This is a genomic window from Pseudomonas sp. GW822-FHT02E03, from assembly GCF_058802325.1.
Genome location: NZ_JBXAOA010000001.1, coordinates 56,646 through 75,464, shown reverse-complemented (window position 1 = coordinate 75,464; position 18,819 = coordinate 56,646). Strand labels below are relative to the sequence as shown.

General features: G+C 57.7%; 16 protein-coding genes and 1 pseudogene. 9 read left to right on the top strand and 8 right to left on the bottom strand.

Annotation, left to right across the window (positions count from 1 at the left end; translation table 11 throughout):
* Nucleotides 1–77: 77 nt before the first annotated feature.
* Nucleotides 78–647 carry a DJ-1/PfpI family protein gene (locus AC1RQB_RS00340; protein ID WP_063343208.1) on the top strand — a complete coding sequence of 190 codons (570 nt, stop codon included), beginning with the start codon at nucleotides 78–80 and terminating at the stop codon, nucleotides 645–647.
* Nucleotides 648–863: 216 nt separating this feature from the next.
* On the opposite strand, the gene AC1RQB_RS00335 is transcribed toward AC1RQB_RS00340, so the two are convergent.
* From AC1RQB_RS00335 to AC1RQB_RS00320, 4 genes are all read right to left on the bottom strand, one after another.
* The gene (locus AC1RQB_RS00335) at nucleotides 864–1,862 is read right to left on the bottom strand and encodes an NADP-dependent oxidoreductase (protein ID WP_063343209.1); all 999 of its coding nucleotides are present in this window, start codon (nucleotides 1,860–1,862) and stop codon (nucleotides 864–866) included.
* A gap of 77 nt (nucleotides 1,863–1,939) precedes the next feature.
* Entirely contained in the window at nucleotides 1,940–2,806 is an 867-nt protein-coding gene (locus AC1RQB_RS00330; protein ID WP_063343210.1) for an alpha/beta fold hydrolase, read from the bottom strand.
* Between the two features lie 47 nt (nucleotides 2,807–2,853).
* Nucleotides 2,854–3,642, bottom strand: a complete 789-nt coding sequence (locus AC1RQB_RS00325) for an SDR family NAD(P)-dependent oxidoreductase (protein WP_063343211.1) — start codon at nucleotides 3,640–3,642, stop codon at nucleotides 2,854–2,856.
* Between the two features lie 52 nt (nucleotides 3,643–3,694).
* Nucleotides 3,695–4,816 (bottom strand): alkene reductase, encoded by a 1,122-nt coding sequence (locus AC1RQB_RS00320; RefSeq protein WP_008070829.1) that lies wholly within the window; start codon nucleotides 4,814–4,816, stop codon nucleotides 3,695–3,697.
* Nucleotides 4,817–4,962: 146 nt separating this feature from the next.
* On the opposite strand from AC1RQB_RS00320, the gene AC1RQB_RS00315 reads away from it, so the two are divergent.
* The 5 genes and pseudogenes from AC1RQB_RS00315 to AC1RQB_RS00295 all read left to right on the top strand — a co-directional run bounded on the left by AC1RQB_RS00315 (nucleotide 4,963) and on the right by AC1RQB_RS00295 (nucleotide 10,065).
* Complete coding sequence (locus tag AC1RQB_RS00315; protein ID WP_008070828.1) at nucleotides 4,963–5,535, top strand: TetR/AcrR family transcriptional regulator; 573 nt, start codon at nucleotides 4,963–4,965, stop codon at nucleotides 5,533–5,535.
* A gap of 24 nt (nucleotides 5,536–5,559) precedes the next feature.
* Nucleotides 5,560–5,784 (top strand): annotated as a pseudogene (locus AC1RQB_RS00310) (sugar ABC transporter substrate-binding protein); the annotation flags it as partial.
* A gap of 282 nt (nucleotides 5,785–6,066) precedes the next feature.
* The gene (locus AC1RQB_RS00305) at nucleotides 6,067–7,404 is read left to right on the top strand and encodes an MFS transporter (protein WP_063343212.1); all 1,338 of its coding nucleotides are present in this window, start codon (nucleotides 6,067–6,069) and stop codon (nucleotides 7,402–7,404) included.
* Nucleotides 7,405–7,428: 24 nt separating this feature from the next.
* Nucleotides 7,429–8,691, top strand: a complete 1,263-nt coding sequence (locus AC1RQB_RS00300) for a gallate dioxygenase (RefSeq protein WP_008070822.1) — start codon at nucleotides 7,429–7,431, stop codon at nucleotides 8,689–8,691.
* Nucleotides 8,692–8,817: 126 nt separating this feature from the next.
* Entirely contained in the window at nucleotides 8,818–10,065 is a 1,248-nt protein-coding gene (locus AC1RQB_RS00295; protein WP_063343213.1) for an OprD family porin, read from the top strand.
* On the opposite strand, the gene AC1RQB_RS00290 is transcribed toward AC1RQB_RS00295, so the two are convergent.
* Nucleotides 10,040–11,275, bottom strand: a complete 1,236-nt coding sequence (locus AC1RQB_RS00290; protein WP_008070803.1) for a LysR family transcriptional regulator — start codon at nucleotides 11,273–11,275, stop codon at nucleotides 10,040–10,042. The two genes, AC1RQB_RS00295 and AC1RQB_RS00290, sit on opposite strands and share 26 nt — an antisense overlap.
* 155 nt (nucleotides 11,276–11,430) lie before the next feature.
* Here AC1RQB_RS00290 and galB point away from each other — a divergent pair, with 155 nt between their 5' ends.
* From galB to AC1RQB_RS00275, 3 genes are read left to right on the top strand one after another with little or no spacing between them, the layout of a single operon-like run.
* Complete coding sequence (gene galB / locus AC1RQB_RS00285; protein WP_063343214.1) at nucleotides 11,431–12,165, top strand: 4-oxalmesaconate hydratase; 735 nt, start codon at nucleotides 11,431–11,433, stop codon at nucleotides 12,163–12,165.
* Entirely contained in the window at nucleotides 12,162–12,878 is a 717-nt protein-coding gene (locus AC1RQB_RS00280; protein ID WP_063343215.1) for a 4-carboxy-4-hydroxy-2-oxoadipate aldolase/oxaloacetate decarboxylase, read from the top strand. Before galB ends, AC1RQB_RS00280 begins: the two co-directional genes overlap by 4 nt.
* Before the next feature lie 2 nt (nucleotides 12,879–12,880).
* Complete coding sequence (locus AC1RQB_RS00275) at nucleotides 12,881–13,969, top strand: 4-oxalomesaconate tautomerase (protein ID WP_008070795.1); 1,089 nt, start codon at nucleotides 12,881–12,883, stop codon at nucleotides 13,967–13,969.
* Nucleotides 13,970–15,696: 1,727 nt separating this feature from the next.
* Here the strand turns inward: AC1RQB_RS00275 and AC1RQB_RS00270 are convergent.
* The 3 genes from AC1RQB_RS00270 to AC1RQB_RS00260 form a co-directional block, all read right to left on the bottom strand.
* Nucleotides 15,697–16,500, bottom strand: a complete 804-nt coding sequence (locus AC1RQB_RS00270) for an alpha/beta fold hydrolase (protein WP_063343216.1) — start codon at nucleotides 16,498–16,500, stop codon at nucleotides 15,697–15,699.
* Between the two features lie 140 nt (nucleotides 16,501–16,640).
* Nucleotides 16,641–17,594: an alpha/beta fold hydrolase gene (locus tag AC1RQB_RS00265; RefSeq protein WP_063343217.1), complete on the bottom strand. Its 954-nt coding sequence runs from the start codon at nucleotides 17,592–17,594 to the stop codon at nucleotides 16,641–16,643.
* A 184-nt stretch (nucleotides 17,595–17,778) separates the two neighbouring features.
* Nucleotides 17,779–18,690, bottom strand: coding sequence for a LysR family transcriptional regulator (locus AC1RQB_RS00260; RefSeq protein WP_081235309.1), 912 nt, complete (start codon nucleotides 18,688–18,690; stop codon nucleotides 17,779–17,781).
* Nucleotides 18,691–18,819: the final 129 nt, after the last annotated feature.

Sequence of the window (18,819 nt, the reverse complement as noted above, 5' to 3'; positions counted from 1 at the left end):
AGCTGATATCAGTGGTCGCTATTGAGATCTATTTGTTGTCGCTTTATGTTACTCGTTTTCATGGATGATTCTGACTTATGGCACGCGTGGGCTTGATACTGACACCCGGTTTTGCGGACTGGGAATACGCTTTCATTGCAGGAACCGCATCCCCGTTTTACGGGATCGACGTCAGGTTTTTTGCCTCTGCTACGGGGCAGTTCCGCTCGCAGGGGGGGCTGGCTGTAACTGTGGATAGCAACTTGCAACAATGCCTGGACTGGAAGCCGGACGTTGTTGCCGTCATCGGTGGAATGATCTGGGAACGTGCGGATGCACCGGATATTCGGGACTTTCTGCTTGCGAGTCGTTCAAGTGGAGCGACAATTGCCGGTATCTGTGGGGGAACGCTGGCACTTGCGAGAGCCGGGCTTCTCGACTCGGTTTCTCATACCTCGAACAGCGCTGACTTCTTACAACAGAATGCCGCCGGTTATGAAGGCGCCGCGCTTTATCGAAGCAGTCAAGTAGCGGTGGTTGCCGACCGCATCATAACTTCTCCAGGCCCTGCGCCCGTTAGCTTTACCTGCGCCGTGTTCGAAGCTGCGGGGCTGTCCTCAGAGAGCGTTTCGCAGTTCAGGTCATTGTTGGCAGCGGAACACGGGTAACCGGTTGTTTCAATTGAAGAGTGGCATGAACCATTTCTCGTTACTGCTCAAGCATCAAGCTACGCCAAATGATCATCGGCTTTTCTAGAGGCGCGACTTCCGGTTGCAACTGCTCCTGTGTGGGCCTGTTGTGCGGTGGTTGCTCCTCTGGTTCAGGCGCTGGAGTCTGATAATTGGCGGCATGCACGTTATCTACTGACATTTTTTATAGTGCGCTTATTTGATTGTTATGGTGACTTTGCCTTTTGATCTGCCCTGCTCGACGTACCGCAACGCCTCTGCAGTCGATTCAAAAGGGAAGGAACGATCGATGACCGGTTTGATGACGCCAGCCTCGATAAGCGAGGTGATTTTTTGCAGTTGTATTCCGTTGGCACGCATAAACAAAAATGTATAGCTCACCCCGTGCTTGCGGGCTTTTCTGCGAATACCGCTGCTCAGCAGGCGCATGACTTGCCGTAGCATCCAGGACAAGCCTTGCTCTTGGGCAAATTGCGCGGTAGGCGGCCCCGAAAGGGAAATGAGCTGTCCGCCAGGCTTGAGAACCTTGATCGATTTCTCCAGTACATCGGCACCGAGGCTGTTCAACACCACGTCGAAATCGCGCAACTCGTTTGCAAAATCCTGCTGTTTGTAATCGATGACCACATCCGCCCCGAGTGCTTTCACCCATTCGACATTCGCCGTGCTGGTGGTGGTCGCAACGAAGGCGCCGAGGTGTTTGGCGAGCTGGATGGCAAACGTGCCGACACCGCCGGATCCGGCATGAATCAATACCTTCTGGCCTTTTTTCACCTGGGCGGTCTCAACCAGCGCCTGCCAGGCCGTCAAGGCGGCCAAGGGGGCGGACGCCGCTTCGGCCATATCGAGATTCGAGGGTTTCAGCGCGAGCGCGTTTTCGTTCACGGCGATCAATTCGGCAAACGTCCCGATCCGATCCTCGGGAGGGCGTGCATAGACTTCATCTCCTGGCTTGAATCGCTTCACCGCCGAACCCGTGCGAACGACCACTCCGGCCAGGTCATTGCCCAATACCAATGGGAATGTATAGGGCAGGATCAGTTTGAATTCCCCGGTTCTGATCTTCGAGTCCAACGGGTTCACGCTCGTTGCATGCACCTGGATCAGAACGTCATGCACACCGACCGCAGGGTCGGGCACTTCGCCAATCATTCCGTTCTGCTTGCCGTAGCGGTCGATAAAAAATGCCTTCATGTTGCAGCTGCTCTTGTCGGTGGAATGAGAATGGGGCGCGGCCCCGACAACGTTGATGCGATTAGACGTACAGGCTGTCAGGCATCGAGGAACGCCAAAGCGTTGGCCACGAAATCGGTATGGTGCTGGAAAATGCTGCCGTGTCCGGCGTCCTGGTAAATGATCAGTTGCGCGTTGGGGATTCGCTTTGCCAGCTCAAGCGAGTTCACGGTGGGCACCATGATGTCGTTGTCCCCGTTGGCTATCAGCGTCGGCATACGCAGGCGACCGAGTTCTTGCGGCGCCTGCTTGCCCCACGCAGTAATGGCTTTTAACTGCCGTAAAAACGCGCGGGGTGTCGGGCCTTTGTCCCGGTCTTGCTGGCGTTCTTTCAAACGTTGCAAATACTCGGACGCGGCACGTTGGCCGTTGGCCGTGGTGGTAAAGAACAGGTAGAACTTGGGGTCTCGCAGCGTCAGCAAACCTTTGATCATCAATGGCCAGGTCACCGAACCGACGCTGTCGATACCTGTGCCACCGGCCGGTCCGGTTCCGGTGAGGATCAGCCTGCGCACTCGTTCGGGTGCTTTCATGGCGATGTCTTGAGCGACGAAGCCGCCGAGTGAAAAGCCGAGCAGGTCAACCTTGTCAAAACCTAGCGCACGAATCAGGCCGACTGCATCGTCAGCCATTTCACCGACGGTCAATGGCGCGGCGCCGCCCGAGCCACCGATACCGCGGTAATCAGTAGTGATGACACGCCGGTTTTTTGCCAAACCGTCGATGATCCTGGGGTCAAAGTTATCCAACGCTGCCCCCCAATGGTTGAACATGACCAGCGGGACCTCCGTCCTGGGTCCCAGGTCACGATAGGCGAAGGGGATCCCGCCAATCAGAACCGACTGGTTCGCCGCGTTGATAAACGACTGCGAACCCGGGTGATTGCTTGTAGCGATAAGGGTCATGTTTACTCCGTCCGATTGCGGGGCGAGGCCGACCTGCTCGACAGGGGTCAGGCTTGAGTCAAATAGCGTTGCGCCACGGCGGACTGCCTGATCTGCGACAAAAGACCCTGACGCGCGGTTTGCAGGGCATCCCAGCGCTCGCCTTCATGCAGCGGAGGAATGGTCACCGGTTCGCGACGGTCGAAGCCGACCAGTGCGGCATCGACCAGATCACCCACTTCCATGATTTCGCTCAAGGTGTTGATGTCGATACCGGCGCGATCCCAAATCTCCGTGCGGGTGGCGGCGGGCAGTACGGCTTGCACATAAACACCCTGAGGCGAAAGTTCCAGGCTCAGGCCTTGGGACAGGAACAGCACAAACGCCTTGGTCGCCCCATAGACCGACATACCGAACTCAGGTGCCAGACCCACCACCGAACCGATGTTGATGATCGCGCCTTCACCTGCTTTGGCCAGGCGTGGCGCGATGGCGCTGGCGAGCCGCACCAGCGCGGTGGTGTTGAGGGCCACCAGTTGCGCAACGCTGTCGGTGCTTTGCTCGATGAAGGTGCCTGACTGTGCGGCGCCGGCATTGTTGACGAGGATGCCGATGCGCGCGTCATCCCGCAGGCGCGCTTCGACGGTGTGCAGGTCACTGAGTTGAGTCAGGTCGGCCTGAAGCACTTCAATGGCGACGTTGTGTTCGCCACGCAACTTTGCGGCGAGCGTTTCCAGGCGCGAGTGGTCGCGGGCGACCAACACCAGATCATGCCCGCGTTGGGCGAAACGCTCGGCGTAAACCGCGCCGATACCGGTGGAAGCGCCAGTGATGAGAACGGTAGGGTGGGTAGTCATGATGTCAGCTCTTTTTTCGGGAACATGAATGGGGAGGGATGCACGATAAAAATCAGGCCCGATCAGCTTGTGCCTGGTTCGCGGCAGCGCTTGATTCGGCAAGCGTCGGGTAGTCGATGTATCCCGCCGCACCGCCGCCGTAGAGCGTGGAGGGGTCGAAGGCGGACAGTGGCGCACCGTTCTTGAGCCGCTCCACCAGATCAGGGTTGCCGATAAAAGGGCGGCCAAAGGCGATCAGGTCGGCCTTGTCATGCGTAAGGCGTGCCGTGGCCAGGTCCAGGTCATAGCCGTTGTTGGCGATGTAGGTGTTCTTGAAGCGCTGGCGCAAGGCGTCGAAATCAAAGGGCGCCACGTCGCGTGGCCCACCGGTCGCGCCTTCGACGACGTGCAGATAAACGATGTCCAGAGCATTGAGTTGGTCGACGATGTAATCGAACTGAGCCTGTGGATCACTGCTCGATACACCATTGGCCGGCGAGACAGGCGAAAGGCGAATGCCTGTGCGATCAGCACCAATCTCGGCGGCCACCGCGGCCGTCACTTCCAGCAGCAGGCGCGCACGGTTTGCGATCGAGCCGCCGTAGGCATCAGTACGCAGGTTGGCGCCGTCCTTGATGAACTGATCCAGCAAATAGCCGTTTGCACCGTGGATTTCCACGCCGTCGAAGCCTGCCGCAATGGCGTTTGCCGCCGCTTGGCGGAAATCGTTGACGATGCCCGGCAGTTCGTCAGTCTCCAGCGCTCGTGGCTCGGAAACGTCCTCGAAGCGATTGTTGACGAACACCTTGGTCGCGGGACGAAGCGCGGAAGGGGCTACCGGCGCCGCGCCTTGCTGTTGCAGATCCACGTGGGAAACACGGCCCACATGCCACAGCTGCAGGAAAATTCTCCCGCCCTTGGCGTGCACGGCATCGGTCACCTTGCGCCATCCCTCTATCTGCGACTGCGTGTAAATGCCCGGGGTGTCCTGATAGCCCTGTCCCTGCTGCGAGATCTGCGAGGCTTCGGAAATCAGCAAGCCCGCGCTGGCCCGCTGGCTGTAATAGGCGGCAGCAAACTCACTCGGCACAAAGCCTTTGCCTGCGCGATTGCGCGTCAGTGGAGCGAGAACCACGCGGTTCGACAGCGTCAGGGCGCCAAGCGTGTAGGGAGTAAACAGATTCAGGTCGCTCATGGGTGTTTGTTCCGTGCCCGTTGGTGAATTTCATATGGCTGGCATTTAGGATGATGATCGAAATCTAAACTGTCAACAATTTTGATTATGGTCAACATCTATGTATCATCAGCCGATGAATTTCCAGCGGTAGCGAGGTATCGAACATGCGAGTGTCCAAGGCCCAGGCCCAGGCAAATCGGGAGCACATCGTCGAAACGGCCTCAGTCGTGTTTCGCGAGCGCGGTTTTGACGGTGTCGGCGTGGCCGACCTGATGGCCGCCGCCGGTTTCACCCATGGCGGTTTCTATAAACATTTCGGTTCGAAGGCTGACCTGATGGCCGAAGCCTCGGCCAACAGTCTTGCGCAGTCACTGGCCAGCGCCGAAGCATTGAGCGTGAAGGATTTCATCGATGTGTATGTGTCCAGGGATCATCGCGACGGGCGCGCCACGGGTTGCACCATGGCGGCGTTGTGCGGTGACGCGGCGCGTCAGTCAGGCGATTTGAAGTCGGCATTCGCTGAAGGCATCGAGCGCACGTTGCAAACGCTCGGCGAAAAATACCCGACCGGGCCGGATGCGGCGCCGGGTGAGGCGAGGGTGAAAATGATCGACCTGCTGGCGCGTGCGGTCGGCGCGATCATGCTATCGCGCGCCTGTCCTGACGACTCGGCGTTGGCCGATGAAATTCTGGCGGTGTGTCACGCGCAAATGACCGCATCATTGAAAACGTATTGAAACCACGGCTCCAGCGCTACTGGTTTGGACATGAGTCGATTCGATAGCTGTGCGCAAGCCTCTGCAAAGGATTTCGCCGATGCCGAGAAGACTGGTTCACTCGCTCCGAGCATGGCATTCAACATGTCGACTTCCCAAGCGGTGCAGGGCGCGGTGTTTGATGTCGTCACCCACTTCATGAATGACAAGTCCGCCGATGCTGGCAAGGCTGGCAGGCAATTGCTGGCCGCGATCAAGGCCGCACAATAAATTGCCTTTGGTTTGAACTGCTCCGTATACCGATTACGGAGCAGTTATTGGCGTGTCATCATCCACTAGCGGCCGCTCGCGCCGCGATCATCAACCTCTCGCTCTACCACGCTCTGTTTATCTCTTTTGATTTCCCGATAAGAAAAACCGATACCCGCTTAAAGATTTCCCAGAGGCGGGCGGGATACCTGCGGCTTTACAGTCACCTCCATCGTTCAGCGTGGATGGGAAACCTCCAGGCCTTGTCCATCGGGACTTCTACAAAAATAAGAAGGTGAGAGCATGACTAGTGAAACGGTCGATATCAAAGCGTGGATCGACAACCGAAAAGTGGCGCCATACCAGTGGCTGATTATGGGCTTATGTTTTTTCATAGTGCTTTTCGATGGCTTCGACGTGGCCGTGATGGGGTTTATCGCGCCTTCCTTGATCCAGGAGTGGGGGCTATCGAAAGCAGTGTTTGGCCCGGTGATGAGCGCTGGCATGGTTGGGCTGGCGATCGGCGCCCTGACCGCCGGCCCTTACGCCGACCGACTCGGCCGCAAAAAGGTACTGCTGACGGCGGTGACCGGCTTCAGCGTGTTGAGCCTAGCCTGTGCGTTCGCTCGGAACCCTTATGAATTGGCAGCTCTGCGTCTGCTTACCGGTGTGGCGCTGGGCGCAGCGTTGCCCAACACCACCACACTGCTTTCCGAGTATTTGCCGGAACGCAATCGGTCACTGTTCATCACGATCATGTTCACCGGGTTCAATATGGGGTCGGGGTTGGGAGGATTTCTCGCCGCGTGGTTGATTCCCCATCACGGCTGGCAGTCGGTGTTGCTCGCCGGCGGGATTCTGCCGTTGCTTCTGTTGCCGTTGATGTGGCTGCTGTTGCCTGAGTCCGCTCGTTTTCTTGCCGCTCGCAATGCGCCTGCCAGCCAGATCGCTAAGGTGCTAAACAAGCTGGGCGGCACGTTCAGCGCAGCGACAAAATTCGTCATCGCCGAGCCTGAAGCGCAACAGAAGGCCCCGTTACGCTTGTTGTTCACCGAGCACTATCGTTTCGGCACGCTCGCCTTGTGGGCGACTTATTTCATGGGGTTGCTGGTGATTTACCTGACTATGGGCTGGATGCCGACCCTGCTGCGTGAAGGTGGGCTGTCCATTGAACGGGCAGCGACCATCACTGGCCTGTTCCAGATTGGCGGTACCGTCGGCGCCATCGTGGTCGGCTGGGCGATGGACCGGCGTAATCCGAACGCTGTCATTGCCACGTCCTACGCACTGGGTGGCGCTTTCATTCTGCTGCTGGGCGCCTTCAGCCTTGAATCGAGTCTGCTGGCGTTCGGCGTGGTGGCGGCAGGTTTCTGCATGAGCGGGGCGCAAACCGGCCTCAATGCTTTCGCGCCGGGGTACTACCCGACGGACTGCCGCGCCACGGGCGTCAGCTGGATGCTGGGTATCGGCCGCTTCGGGGCTATCTTTGGTTCACTCATCGGTGGTGCGGTGCTCAGCCTCGGGCTGGGGTTGCCGCTGCTGTTCGCCCTGTTGAGCGTGCCTGCCTTTATCGCCGCGCTGGCGATTATGGCCAACGGTCATGCACGGCGCCGGGTCAGTCGGGCCTTGCTGGCGCATTAATCTTTTTCGACAAAGGAACTCGTTATGGCACGCATCATTGGTGGCCTCGCTGTATCCCACACACCGACCATTGGCTTCGCGGTCGATCACGATAAACAGCATGAGGCCGCTTGGGCGCCGATCTTCCGCGGCTTCGAACCGATCAAGGTGTGGCTGAAGGAGCAGAAACCGGATGTGCTGTTCTACATCTTCAATGACCATGTGACCTCGTTTTTCTTTGATCACTATGGTGCGTTTTCCCTCGGTGTCGATGAGCGTTACGAAGTCGCCGACGAGGGCGGCAACCCGCGCGAACTGCCGGGGATCGGTGGACATGCGGCATTGTCCCGGCACATCGGCGAAAGCCTGGTGGCGGACGAATTCGACATGAGTTTCTTCCGTGACAAACCGCTCGATCATGGCTTCTTCTCGCCGATGTCGGCGCTGTTGCCGTGCGAGCCGGATTGGCCGGTGGAAATCGTTCCGCTACAAGTTGGTGTGTTGCAGTTCCCGGTGCCAAGTGCGCGGCGTTGCTACAAGTTAGGCCAGGCGCTGCGCCGGGCGATTGAAAGCTACCCCGAGGATTTGAAAGTGGCCATCGTCGCGACCGGCGGCGTGTCCCATCAGGTCCATGGTGAGCGCTGCGGGTTCAACAACCCGGAGTGGGACCAGCAGTTCATCGATCTGCTGGTGAATGATCCCGAGCGCCTTACCGAAATGACCCACGCCGAGTACGCCGCGCTGGGGGGCATGGAAGGTTCGGAAGTGATCACCTGGCTGATCATGCGCGGCGCGTTGTCGGCGACGGTGAAAAACCTGCATCAGGATTACTACCTGCCGTCGATGACCGGGATTGCAACGCTGTTGCTGGAAAATCAGGACCGGCCAGTTCCCGTCGACGTCATCGCGCGGCACTTGCAGCACATGCAACACCAGCTGGCGGGTATCAAGACGCTCGAAGGCACCTATCCGTTCACGCTGGAGCGCAGCGCCAAGGGCTATCGGTTGAACAAGTTTCTGCATCGCATGATCGAGCCGCACTGGCGTCAGCGTTTCCTTGAGCAACCTGAGGCGCTGTTTGACGAAGCCGGGCTGAGCGATGAAGAACGCGATCTGCTGCGACGCCGTGACTGGCGCGGGTTGATCCACTATGGTGCGATTTTCTTCGTGCTGGAAAAACTCGCTGCCGTGCTCGGGGTGCCCAATCTGCAGATTTACGCGGCAATGCGCGGGCAAAGCCTGGACGAGTTCATGAAAACCCGTAATCAGCAGGTGCTCTATTCGGTGGCTGGCAAAACACCGCGCTAACGTTTTCAGCATCATCTGCGGCTCGCCCAGGGCCGCTTTCGCAACACCCTTGAATGACTTCACTGCGCCTGGTTCACGCGGGCGTAGCGGCCTGCTTCATCCCTAAAAAAACGGATAACAATAACAATGAAAATCACCGCCAATACCCGCGTAGTCTTCACGCTGTCCGTCGTTTGTGCACTTCCTGCGCAGGTTTTTGCCGCCGGCTTTGTGGAAGACGCCAGCGCCAATCTCAACCTGCGCAACTTCTACATCAATCGCAATTTCACCAACCCGGCCAATGCGCAGGGCAAAGCCGAAGAGTGGACACAGAATTTCATTCTCGATGCCCGCTCCGGATTCACCCAGGGCACCGTCGGATTTGGTGTTGATGTGCTGGGGCTGTATTCGCTGAAGCTCGACGGTGGTCAAGGCACGGGTGGCACTCAATTGCTGCCGCTGGACAGTGATGGCCAACCTGCCGATGAATTTGGTCGCTTGGCCGTCGCCGGGAAAATGAAAGTCGGCAAGACCGAAATCAAGCTCGGCGAGTGGATGCCGGTGCTGCCGATATTACGTTCCGACGATGGTCGCTCGTTGCCACAAACCTTTCGTGGCGGCCAGATCACGTCGCAAGACATCGCCGGGTTGACCCTGTATGGCGGCCAGTTCCGGCAGAACAGTCCGCGCAACGATTCAAGCATGGAAGACATGTTCATGCAGGGCAAAATCGCGTTCACCTCTGACCGCTTCAACTTCGTCGGCGGCGAGTACGCGTTCAACGAAAAACGAACGATGATCGGTGTGTGGAATGCTCAGCTTAAGGGCATCTACCAGCAACAATATCTGCAACTGATTCACAGCCAACCACTGGGTGACTGGACGCTGGGCGCCAACCTTGGCTACTTCTGGGGCCGCGAGGATGGCAGCGCCCGCGCTGGCGATCTGGACAACCGGACTTTCTCGGCATTGCTGTCCGCACGCTACGGCGGCAATACGTTTTACGTCGGCCTGCAAAAGCTCAGCGGCGACGATGCCTGGATGCGCGTCAACGGCACCAGCGGCGGAACCCTGGCCAACGACAGCTACAACAACAGCTACGACAATGCGCGGGAGAAATCCTGGCAGCTGCGCCACGACTACAACTTCGTCGTCCTCGGCATGCCCGGTTTGACCTTGATGAACCGTTACATCAGCGGCGATAACGTGCACAGCGGGGCCGTCTCCGACGGTAAGGAATGGGGGCGCGAATCCGAGTTGGGCTACACGCTGCAAAGCGGTGCGTTCAAGAACCTCAACCTGCGCTGGCGCAACTCGAGCATTCGCCGCGATTACAGCAGCAATGAGTTCGACGAGAATCGCTTGATCGTCAGCTATCCGTTGAGCCTGCTTTAACCGCGTCATTGGCCTGCGTTCGGATAACCTGGCGGATCTTCTCCATCAGTGCCTGCGCCACCGGTGAGTGCAGGCAGCCGCTGCGGTACGTCAGGCCGATGGCCCTGGCGGTCTGTTTCAATTCCAGCGGTAAAATGCACAACTCGCCGGACGCGATTTCCTGTTCCAGTTGATGCGCTGAAACGGCCGCGAGCATGTCCGAGCGCAACAACAGTCCGCGAATGATCGCCATGTCGGCGCTTTCCACCACCGGGGAAGGCGCCGCGATACCGAAGCCGGCGAAGCAATCGTCGAGCATTTTGCGGGCCGGCGAACCGGCGCGCGGCAATACCCACTGCGCGTTTGCCAGATGATCTTGCAGGCCGGTTTTGCCGTAGAGCGGGTGATCACGCCGCCCAAGCACGACCATTTCCTCGGTCAGCAGTGACTCACCGACCAAGTCGCTAGCGTAGGTCGACGAACGCAGCGCACCGAAAATGAAATCCACATCACCGGCGCGCAATTCAGTCGCCAGCAGATCGAAGGGACTCTCGTTGGTGATCACTTGAATACCTGGGTGCTCGGCCATCAGCCGCACGATGGCCTCGGGCAGGATGCGCGTGCGGCCAAGGGGCAGGGCCCCGACGTGCACGACACCGTGCAGGGCGCCGCGAAGGGAGGTGATGTCGGTGTCGATATGGCGCAGTTCGTTTAGCGCACGGCGGATGGCAAACAGGATGTCGTGACTGGCGCGGGTCGGTTGCAAGCCGCGCGGGGTGCGCTCGAACAACGACCGACCGCAGCCGTTTTCGAGGACTTTCAGCGTCGAACTGACCGCAGGCTGACTCAGCCCCAGCAGGTTGGCCACTGTCTGCATGTGCTGGGTTTCACAGAGTTTGACGAACACTTGCAGGCGTCGCGCCTGGAACAGATAAAGCGGTTCAATCGCAGCTTTTTCACCTTGGCCGAGCAATGTCGGCACGCTCTGAAGCTCCGCCAGCACCCGTCGCGCTCGGGGCAGCAAGCGCTCACCGAAATTGGTCAGGCGCATACCGTTGGCGTGGCGCTCGAACAGCATCACGCCCAGGCGTTCTTCGAATTCGGAGATGGAGCGGGTAACCACCGATTGCGCCCGGTACAGTGCGACTGACGCCTTGGAGACGCTGCCGTGATCAGCCACGCGGACGAAGGCGCGCACGTGCATCAGGCTCGGCAGTTCAAGGGTTTTCATGGGCAAGGACTCTGCGGGTCGGCGATTCAGTCGACTATGCCGCCGCTATTTTCGAGTGGCAATAAAAAAAACGCATACCTCGAACACTCGAACGCATTACTCCGTCGGCGGGGTGCGATGCGATGCTCTTTCGCAACGCAAGAGGAGTATCCGCAATGATCGAATCAACCAAAAACGCGCTGGTCGTCAGCGCCCACTCCGCCGATTTTGTCTGGCGTGCCGGCGGCGCGATCGCCCTGCATGCGCAGCAGGGTTACAACGTTCACATCGTTTGCCTGTCGTTCGGCGAGCGCGGCGAATCCGCCAAGCTGTGGCGCAAGGGCGAGATGAGCGAAGACAAGGTCAAAGCCGCACGCCGCGAAGAGGCCCAGGCTGCCGCCGATATCCTCGGAGCCAGTGTCGAGTTCTTCGACATTGGCGATTATCCGATGCGCGCCGACAAGGAAACCCTGTACCGTCTGGCCGACGTGTTCCGCCGGGTGCAACCGGAGTTCGTCCTCAGTCACTCGCTCAAGGACCCGTACAACTTCGATCACCCGCTGGCCATGAATCTCACGCAGGAGGCGCGCATCATCGCCCAGGCCGAAGGCTATAAACCGGGTGAGAAAATAGTCGGCGCACCGCCGGTCTACAGCTTCGAGCCGCACCAGCCTGAGCAGTGTGAATGGCGCCCCGATGTGCTGCTCGACATCACCGATGTCTGGGACAAGAAGTACGCGGCCATCCAGTGCATGGCCGGTCAGGAGCACTTGTGGGAGTACTACACGCGGGTCGCCCTGCAACGCGGTGTGCAAGCCAAGCGTAATGTCGGGATCACCTCGACCCGCAACATCGTCTATGGCGAGGGTTACCAGAGTATTTTTCCGCGTGTCACGGAGAATCTGGCATGAACGAACTTATCGGCAAGACCGGCGTTGTGGTGCGCAATATTCAGCGGGCCGAAGCGGCGCTGGTCGATGAGTTGAAACGCTTCGGGGTGGCGACCATTCATGAAGCGCAGGGTCGCAAAGGCCTGTTCGCGACTTCGATCAGACCGATTCAGCAAGGCACGGTGATCAGCGGATCAGCCGTCACAGTGCTGGTTGCGCCGGGTGACAACTGGATGTTCCATGTGGCCGTCGAACAATGCCGGCCCGGCGATATTCTGGTGGTCGCGCCGAGTTCACCGTGCATCGACGGCTACTTCGGTGACCTCTTGGCCACCTCGCTCAAGGCTCACGGCGTCCGGGCGCTGGTGATTGATGCGGGCGTGCGCGACACCCACACCCTGCGCGAAATGGGCTTCCCGGTCTGGTCCCGCGCCATCAGCGCTCAAGGCACGATTAAAGAAACCCTTGGCTCGGTCAACCTGCCGCTGGTGTGCGGCGGGCAACTGGTGCACCCGGGTGATGTGGTCGTCGCTGATGACGATGGTGTGGTGGTCGTGCGACGCACTGAGCTGTTGCAAGTCGTCGAAGCCAGTCGCGCCCGGGCCGACCTGGAGGAACAGAAGGCTCTGCGCCTGGCCAAGGGTGAACTGGGTCTGGACATCTACAACATGCGCGCGCGCCTGGCGGAAAAGGGTTTGCGTTACGTCGACAGCCTTGAAGAACTGGGAGACTGAGCATGGCGCAGACCCGCATTCCCTGTCTGTTGATGCGCGGCGGTACCTCCAAAGGCGCTTACTTTCTGGCCGATGATCTACCGCAAGAGCCCTCGCTGCGAGATCGCGTATTACTGGCGGTGATGGGCTCGCCGGATGCGCGGCAGATCGATGGCATTGGCGGCGCTGATTCGCTGACCAGCAAAGTGGCGATCATCAAACCGTCGAGCCGCGCCGATGCCGATGTCGATTACCTTTTCGCCCAGGTGCTGGTGGAGGAACCTCGCGTCGATTACGGACAGAACTGCGGGAACATCCTCGCCGGTGTTGGGCCGTTCGCCATCGAGCGTGGGTTGGTGGCGGTGACAGCGGACGTCACCCCAGTGCGGATCTACATGGAAAACACCGGACAGATTGCCATCGCCCATGTACCGACGTCTGATGGTGAGGTGCGCTATCACGGTGACGCCCGTATTGACGGAGTGCCGGGACAGGCTGCGCCGTTGATCGTCGAATTCGAGGACGTCGCCGGCGCCAGTTGCGGTGCCTTACTGCCGACCGGCAATGCGAGGGACCTGATCGACGGCATCGAAGTGACCTGCGTCGATAACGGTATGCCCGTGGTGCTGATCCGCGCGCAAGAGCTCGGTTGTAGTGGGTATGAGAGTCCCGCGCAACTCGACGCCGATGCTTCACTGAAACAGCGTCTGGAGTCCATCCGACTGCAAGCGGGTCCGCGTATGAACCTGGGGGATGTACGCCTGCGCAACGTGCCGAAGATGTGCCTGATTGCACCGCCACAGGTAGGTGGGGCCATCAGCACACGCAGCTTCATTCCCCATCGATGCCACACCAGCATTGGGGTTTTTGGCGCCGTCAGCGTAGCTGCCGCCAGCCTGATCAACGGCAGTGTGGCGGAGGGCATGGCATTTGTGGAGGAGGGTGATGTGAAGCGCTTGTCGATCGAACACCCGACGGGCGAGTTCACTGTGGAAATACGGGTACAGGATGGGCAAATAGCCGGCTGCGGGTTGATGCGCACCGCCAGACTTTTAGTCAGCGGTGTCGTATTCGTTCCGTCAGGTCTTTGGAGTGATAAGCCAACTCGTTAGTTTTGACCGTCCATTTGAGATCAACCAAGCGATCCTATAGATACGCTTGTGAGTTCGGGTTGCGGAAACCGAAGAAATCATGCGGAAAGGATCTACAAATTCCCGCTTAAGGCGACCCTGCCCAAACACATCCCGAAATAGACTGTAAAACAAGGCTGGTTTTCGGAGAATCGCTCTCCCTATAGCCGATCGTCTTCCTCTTTATGGTAGTTGCCGGTCGCCGTCCACTTGAGTAACGCCGACTAACTACTGTCCTCCAGGCAACCAATGACCGCTGTGTGGTTTCTTGCCGGTCGCGAAGGGCAACAGAATCGACCAAATATAGCTGACCCTCAGGATTTCGTACTCTCAAACCTCATCCGCGAATTTGCAAACCACTGACGACATATTGGTAGGTCTGGGGAGGGGCATGACCACCACGCAAAACCTGACTCAAACAACGTGCAATGTAAGATCGAAGGTTATGGGTTGTCATGAAATGAAAAAAAGCTGTCGCCAAATGAAAGGCTGGCGCACGCCACGTCTATAAACTTCTCCTCAAGCTTGCGCAGCAAGCCCAGCTATTTGGCTGTTGGCGCTCACGGACGTGGGCATTTCCTACGAATGGAGAAGAGACAATGAGAGAGCGGTCGATAACGCAGTTCTTTTCCGCCCTAGGGGCCCCGCTTTGCATGCCGCGGCAGTCTTGGGGGCAGCGCGAGCAGATGCAAAAATCTCCGTTTTCTGCGTCCTCCCCGACTAGTGCGCTGTCGGTTGGACGACACATTGTTACCAAAACAGCAGTAGACTGTTACAGACTGTAAGCTGGCTATCTATTAGTATGCTTGGTATATTTGAAAATTATTCATCAACTTTGAATCTGGATAATTAAGAATTTTAACAAACTAACAATACTATAAGAGCTTAATATCTAACTTACAAATATATTGCTGTAAGTCAACAGCCTGGCTGCGCAGTCACCCTAATAAAGCTTGCGTTTGAAAATGCGTTCCTAAATCACATTGCTGAAGATAAAAATAAGTAATAGTTTTTGCGATTTGTTTTTTGTTATATTCATAAATTGTACAATCAAAAACCATGACAAGCTTTGCAAAAACATCACTTCAATACCCTCAATGCTGGAAGCTAGATATAAATAATCGAATCCTGTTTGACGGTGCCAATCAAATACACTTGACAAATATTGAGAGCATAATTGTAAAGAACATGCTCCTCAAGGAGGAGCGCGTAATCAGTAGAGCAGAGCTAATTAGTAGTATTGGGAGAGAGCCTGGTCTCTATCGTGGCCTGGAGATGAGTTTGAGTAGACTGCAAGTAAAGTTCAAGAAAGGCGCTGGAGGTGGGTATCTCTTTCGCGCAGTCAGAAATCGTGGCTACTGCCTCACTCAAACCATACATATTAATGGGGAGCCGTCTCGGGAATTTACGTGAGGTAAGCGGCAATACACCCCTCGCATGGTCATATGGCTGATGATGACTAACGAGCTTATGAGTTTAGGGAGTTAACTTTTTACGATGGTCCTTGCGCTTTGATACTGGTGCAGCGGATTTGAAAATGCCGTCGCATAACTTCTGAGTTATGCGACGGCTAATTCGGGCGTGAAACTGTCGCACGTACTCAGTTATCTGCGACATGAGATGCACAGATGTGGCATTGAGAAAGAAGGGAGCCTGATGGAGAGCAAGGGAGGTGAAGTCGACGAGGGTATTCTTACGGCTTCCCCTGTTTACCGAGCGGTCGCTTGCGCTGCTTCAATGATCAGCGCTGCAACTTTCTCCGGGTTGGACGTCATCACCACATGGGAGGCTCCCGGGACGGTGACAGTTTTTTTCGAGCCAGCTCGCTCGGCCATAAACTTCAGCGCGGCCTCGGGAATGTTCTTGTCCGCCGAACCGTAGATAAACCAGGACGGTCGTTTCTTCCAGGTCGGGTCGCCAGACGCCTCGGTCAATGCAAACTCGCTGATCGGACGTTGGGTTGCGGCCATCAGCGCGGACTCAGCAGCAGGAACGTCAGCGGCAAACTGCTGACCGAATTTGTCCTGCTGGATGTAGAGATCCTTATTGCCGTCGTCCAGCAGCACCGGAGCTGCCAAGGTCGGGCCAAGGGTGCCACCAGGGTAGCGGCTGGACAGTTCGATGGCTGTTTCGCCTTTGTCCGGTGCGAAGGCTGCGACGTAAACAAGCGCCTTGATCCTGGAGTTGTCATGGCCTGCGTTGGATATCACGGCCCCGCCGTAGGAGTGACCAACGAGGATCACCGGACCGGCGGTTTGCTCGACGATGTCGGCAACATAATCCGCGTCATTCTTCACTCCGCGCAGCGGGTTTGCTGCGGCAATGACTGGGTAACCCTGACTCAACAACTGAGCGGCAACGCCATTCCAGCTGGACGATTCGGCGAATGCGCCATGCACAAGTACTACGGTGGGCTTGGCGGTTGTGGCTTGCGCGGCGGCTAAATTATTGAGTGATGCCAGAGCCAATGCAGTGGTGATGGTGGTGGTCAAGAGAGACTTGAAATTACGCATGATGATTTCCTTTCGTGGATTGGGTTGGTAACGCTGCTTCAGGGGTAACGCTCATGCGCGGCCCATGGTTATGGGGGCGTTGATTGGCTTGCAGCCATCTGGGCAGCACATGAGGAGGATTGGTCCGGGGGGCGGTGGGCTTACTTCTGCAGGAAGTCCAACAGATCCTGATTAAGGCGCTGCTTGTGAGTGTCGGCGAGCCCGTGTGGCGCACCGGGGTACACAATCAGTTCGGCTCCCTTTATCAGTGCTGCCGAGGTCTTGGCTGAGGTGTCCACAGGCACGATCTGGTCGTCGCCACCGTGGATTACCAAGGTTGGCACATCGAATTTCCGTAGATCCTCACGGAAATCGGTAGCTGAGAATGCTGCGATGGAGTCGTAAGTGTTCTTGTGGCCAGCCTGCATACCCTGGACCCAGAACGACTGAATTAAGCCCTGAGACGGGGTGGCGCCTTCACGGTTGAAACCGAAGAAAGGGCCGGAAGCGATATCGAGGTAGAGCTGCGAGCGATTTTCCAGTGAGGCCTTGCGCAGGTCATCGAACACTTTTATAGGCAGGCCGTCGGGGTTGCTTTCGGTCTGTAACATCAGCGGTGGAACGGCTGCCACCAGAACCGCTTTCTTGACGCGACTGGTGCCGTGGCGGCCGATGTAGCGAGCCACTTCTCCGCCACCGGTGGAGAAGCCGACCAGGGTGACGTCTTCCAGCTTCAGTGCTTCAAGTACGGCTGCCAGATCGTCGGCATAGTGATCCATGTCGTTGCCTTCCCAGGGCTGGCTGGAACGGCCGTGGCCACGACGGTCATGGGCGACAACGCGGTAGCCTTTGTCAGCGAGGAACAGCATCTGCGCTTCCCAGCTGTCCGAGTTCAGCGGCCAGCCGTGGCTGAATACGACCACGTGGCCGTCTCGTGGCCCCCAGTCTTTGTAATAGAGCTGTACGCCGTCTTTGGTCGTGACGTAGCTGGCAGACTGGACGATGCGGCCGACAGCGGATGCGCTGGCGCCAGCTTTATTGGGCTGCGAGGCTTCGGCGGAAAGAGTAGCGAGAGCCAGGGTTGCCAATGCCAGAGTGCGATTCAGGGTGTTCATCGTATATCTCCAAGAAAGTCGGGTGACCTGTCACGACCGTAGTGATCGTGTCTTGGAGAGTAAGGAGGGACAGAGGGGCCGAGAACTGCCGTAACCCTGATAGCTGCCATAGCCCAGGCCGATGGCTTCGAGAATGGCTAAATCTCAGGTGATCCTCTCAGGCGGTCTATCCAGCACGGCGTGTTCAACTCGGCTCCAGTTGGGCGCTTAGATAGAGCTGTTGGCGCAGCCATTGGTGGCCGGCATCCTTATGGGTGCGAGCATGCCATGCCAACACCAGACGCAGTGCAGATAACCCGAGCGGAGGTTCGAAGAGGTCCAGACGATCAGAGTATTGGCTCAGGAAGCGAGAGGGCAGCGTGCACACCGCATCCGTAGTGGAAAGAAGCAGGGGAACGTGGGAGTAGTTTTGAACCGAATACATCACATTGCGCGAATAGCCTTGCTCGAGGAGTGCTTCATCTACCATGCCTGCGAAACGCCCTCCTTGTGTAGAGACAAGGACGTGGTTGAGGGAGCAGAAGCTTTCAATATCGAAAGGCCCGGTGCCGCGGGGGTGTCCCTTGCGTTGCGCAGTTCGAAATCCGTCTTCCCAAAGCGGGCGTTGCATGAGGTCTCCAGGCAGGCCATCCGGCACGGTGATCAATAGATCGATCTGTCCTTGCTCAAGCTTCTCGTACACATCGCGTGGCGGATAAATACAGGCCAAACGCGCATTGGGAGCCTCACGTGCAAAATTCGCACAGAGCTCGGGAATGAGTACCGCAGCAGGGGTTTCGAAAAGGGCGACGACAAAGGTGCGTGTAGTGGTGGCTGGATCAAACAGCTCAGGCTGGCTGACCAGTCGCTTGAGCCCCTCAAGTACATGCAGCAGCTCCTGCTCGAGAGCCTCTGCACGAGGGGTTGGCACAACACCTCGGCCGTTTGTCGCTGGGACGAACAAGGGGTCCTCCAGGATGTCGCGCAGACGCACCAGGCGTGCTGATAAGGCGGGTTGGCTGATCCCTAACTGGGCCGCCGCTCGTGTGACGTTGCGCTCTTCAAGCAGCGCTTTTAATGCAAGTAGCAGCGACCCATCGATATCCGTGTAATTCATCACCATTCCTCGGTCAGCGCTATCAAGCAAGCCTGTCTGTGGGGAATGAAAGCAAACAAAGTACCGAGTTGTATAGCCTCTGGCCCCGCCGTAACCGGGGAGCCATTCGCACTGTATTTCGTCCTGGAT

Bases quoted from the DNA above. Each gene is read 5' to 3' on its own strand.
- AC1RQB_RS00290 (WP_008070803.1), bottom strand. From the start codon at position 11,275: ATGAAAACCCTTGAACTGCCGAGCCTGATGCACGTGCGCGCCTTCGTC.
- AC1RQB_RS00305 (WP_063343212.1), top strand. From the start codon at position 6,067: ATGACTAGTGAAACGGTCGATATCAAAGCGTGGATCGACAACCGAAAA.
- AC1RQB_RS00275 (WP_008070795.1), top strand. From the start codon at position 12,881: ATGGCGCAGACCCGCATTCCCTGTCTGTTGATGCGCGGCGGTACCTCC.
- galB (WP_063343214.1), top strand. From the start codon at position 11,431: ATGATCGAATCAACCAAAAACGCGCTGGTCGTCAGCGCCCACTCCGCC.
- AC1RQB_RS00295 (WP_063343213.1), top strand. From the start codon at position 8,818: ATGAAAATCACCGCCAATACCCGCGTAGTCTTCACGCTGTCCGTCGTT.
- AC1RQB_RS00340 (WP_063343208.1), top strand. From the start codon at position 78: ATGGCACGCGTGGGCTTGATACTGACACCCGGTTTTGCGGACTGGGAA.
- AC1RQB_RS00280 (WP_063343215.1), top strand. From the start codon at position 12,162: ATGAACGAACTTATCGGCAAGACCGGCGTTGTGGTGCGCAATATTCAG.
- AC1RQB_RS00265 (WP_063343217.1), bottom strand. From the start codon at position 17,594: ATGAACACCCTGAATCGCACTCTGGCATTGGCAACCCTGGCTCTCGCT.
- AC1RQB_RS00260 (WP_081235309.1), bottom strand. From the start codon at position 18,690: ATGAATTACACGGATATCGATGGGTCGCTGCTACTTGCATTAAAAGCG.
- AC1RQB_RS00330 (WP_063343210.1), bottom strand. From the start codon at position 2,806: ATGACCCTTATCGCTACAAGCAATCACCCGGGTTCGCAGTCGTTTATC.
- AC1RQB_RS00315 (WP_008070828.1), top strand. From the start codon at position 4,963: ATGCGAGTGTCCAAGGCCCAGGCCCAGGCAAATCGGGAGCACATCGTC.
- AC1RQB_RS00300 (WP_008070822.1), top strand. From the start codon at position 7,429: ATGGCACGCATCATTGGTGGCCTCGCTGTATCCCACACACCGACCATT.
- AC1RQB_RS00335 (WP_063343209.1), bottom strand. From the start codon at position 1,862: ATGAAGGCATTTTTTATCGACCGCTACGGCAAGCAGAACGGAATGATT.
- AC1RQB_RS00325 (WP_063343211.1), bottom strand. From the start codon at position 3,642: ATGACTACCCACCCTACCGTTCTCATCACTGGCGCTTCCACCGGTATC.
- AC1RQB_RS00270 (WP_063343216.1), bottom strand. From the start codon at position 16,500: ATGCGTAATTTCAAGTCTCTCTTGACCACCACCATCACCACTGCATTG.
- AC1RQB_RS00320 (WP_008070829.1), bottom strand. From the start codon at position 4,816: ATGAGCGACCTGAATCTGTTTACTCCCTACACGCTTGGCGCCCTGACG.